This window comes from Ruegeria lacuscaerulensis, from assembly GCF_013034685.1.
In the GTDB taxonomy this organism is placed as follows: domain Bacteria; phylum Pseudomonadota; class Alphaproteobacteria; order Rhodobacterales; family Rhodobacteraceae; genus Ruegeria; species Ruegeria lacuscaerulensis_B.
Window position 1 is genome coordinate 1 of record NZ_WQGO01000029.1, and the last position, 2,273, is coordinate 2,273.

2 protein-coding genes are annotated in these 2,273 nt (G+C 56.3%); both read left to right on the forward strand.

What is annotated here, in order from left to right:
* On the forward strand, positions 1 to 1,357 hold a 1,357-nt coding region (locus GOV80_RS22190; RefSeq protein WP_419555671.1), incomplete at its 5' end, for an L-fuconate dehydratase.
* Between the two features lie 246 nt (positions 1,358 to 1,603).
* Complete coding sequence (locus GOV80_RS22195; RefSeq protein ID WP_170787814.1) at positions 1,604 to 1,765, forward strand: hypothetical protein; 162 nt, start codon at positions 1,604 to 1,606, stop codon at positions 1,763 to 1,765.
* Positions 1,766 to 2,273 lie beyond the last annotated feature (508 nt).

The following is a 2,273-nucleotide window of genomic DNA, read 5'->3' on the forward strand; positions in this document are numbered from 1 at the left end:
CCGGCGACAAGATGGAGTTGGGGATCGAAGGACTGGGCGTGCAACGGCAGGATGTAAAGGCCAGCGCATGACCAGCATCACCGGCATTCGAACCGAAGACTTGCGCTTTCCGACCTCGGACAGTCTGGACGGATCGGATGCGATGAACCCCGATCCCGACTATTCCGCCGCGTATGTGGTGCTGGAAACCGATGGTGCGCATGAGGGCCACGGCCTCACGTTCACCATTGGGCGCGGCAATGAGATCTGCGTGGCCGCGATCAAAGCGCTTGGCGCTTTGGTCAAGGGTTTGGAATTAGAATGGATCACCGAAGATATGGGCCGCTTCTGGCGTTATATCACCGGAGACAGCCAGTTGCGCTGGATCGGGCCGGACAAGGGTGCGATCCATCTGGCTACGGGCGCGGTGGTGAATGCGGCGTGGGATTTGTGGGCGAAAGAGGCGGGGAAACCCGTCTGGCAATTGGTGGGTGACATGTCCCCCGAAGATATCGTGCGCCTGATCGACTTTCGCTATCTGACCGATGCGATCACCCCGGACGAAGCGCTGGCCATGCTGCGCGCCGCCGCGCCGGGCAAAGACGACCGCATCACCAAGCTGAAAGCCGAAGGCTACCCGTGTTACACAACCTCGGCCGGGTGGCTGGGCTATCCCGACGACAAGCTGCGCCGCCTGTGTCAGGAGGCCAAGGACGCAGGCTTTACCCACACCAAATTCAAGGTGGGCCGCGACCTTGACGATGACATACGTCGTCTGACCATCGCCCGCGAGGTTCTAGGCGAAGACATAAACATCATGATCGACGCCAATCAGGTATGGGAAGTGGATCAGGCCATCGACTGGGTCAAGGCCCTGTCCTTTGCAAGCCCGTACTTCATCGAAGAACCCACCAGCCCCGATGACGTGTTTGGCCACAAGGAAATCCGCGAAGGGGTTGCGCCGGTCAAAGTGGCGACGGGTGAGATGTGCCAGAACCGGATCATGTTCAAACAATTCATCAAAGAAGGCGCGATCGACATCGTTCAGATCGACAGCTGTCGGATGGGAGGATTGAACGAGGTTCTGGCCGTCATGCTGATGGCCGCGAAATACAACTTGCCCGTCTGGCCCCATGCCGGGGGCGTGGGTCTGTGCGAATATGTCCAACATATGTCGATGATCGATTACATCGCGATCTCGGGCGAGAAAGACAGCAAGCGGATCGAATATGTCGATCACCTGCACGAGCACTTCGTCGATCCCTGTGTGGTGAGAAACGGGGCCTATATGGCGCCGGAAAAGCCAGGGTTCTCGATCGAAATAAAACCCGAAACCATCGAAGATTTCCGTTTTTCAGCGGAACTGGCGGCGGAATAAATGCAAAGGTCTGAACAATTTCGGTAGACCGGCGAAGGTCTTCAAGCAACCCGAAGGAATTGCTCCTAAGGATGAAATTTAAAAAAAACCGCCTTTGGGATCGCCCGTGTTCTTGCACTCGGAGAAAAGGCTGGTCTGGTAAAGTAGACTCTGCGTTTTGGCCGTGTCCACGGGGCTTCAACACCATATCTTACAGCGGCTGTGCGTGTCGCCGAGCTTTTGTAAGAAAAGACCATCGACCGTTTCATGTTGAAGGTCTGCCCGCCCTCGCAATTGAGCGAAGAGGCTGCGCTGAATGAGGCGCTGTCGCTGGGTACGGTTGACACGCCATTTGCCGGCGCTGCGTTCCTGGGTCAGTCTTTAGGCCCGGTTAGCATCTCGGGTTACCTGTCTACTCTGCGGCCTTAGGGTCGCTGGAAAGCCCATGTGAACTTGGATCTGTTCAATAAGATGGCGGCTGAATACAAGAACATATCGGGCGATTCCGTATCAACGATCTCTGAGGACGCACCCTAAACACCCGAAACCACTGTGGCATAAACCGGGGCATTTCTCGGAAGGTTCAACCCCAAGAGCTGAGTGTCGTTCCATGTTCCGATGAACTGGTTGGGGTGGTAGGATTCCTTGCCGACCAATGATTAGACTCAGCTTTTCAGCGAAGCCCGAGAAATTGGGGCGAATTCGGGGGTATTTTAATCGCTAGAGAGGTGGTTAATGGGCGCGGCCTAGACAGCTAGATCGACAGCCCACTGGTGCTGAAACGTCCGCTGACGCGTCGTTCCGGAGGGCTGATGTGGGTCGCTGATGCTGGCGGGTTGGGGGCGCGTTTGGGCCAAGTGCAGCGAAGGACTGGTTAGAGCTGATGTCGTTGAAAAACTCTTCCTTGATTGAGAGGCAAGCTGCTGATTCAATTCTC

Coding starts and splice junctions, on each gene's coding strand:
- GOV80_RS22195 (WP_170787814.1), top strand. CDS start 1,604: ATGTTGAAGGTCTGCCCGCCCTCGCAATTGAGCGAAGAGGCTGCGCTG.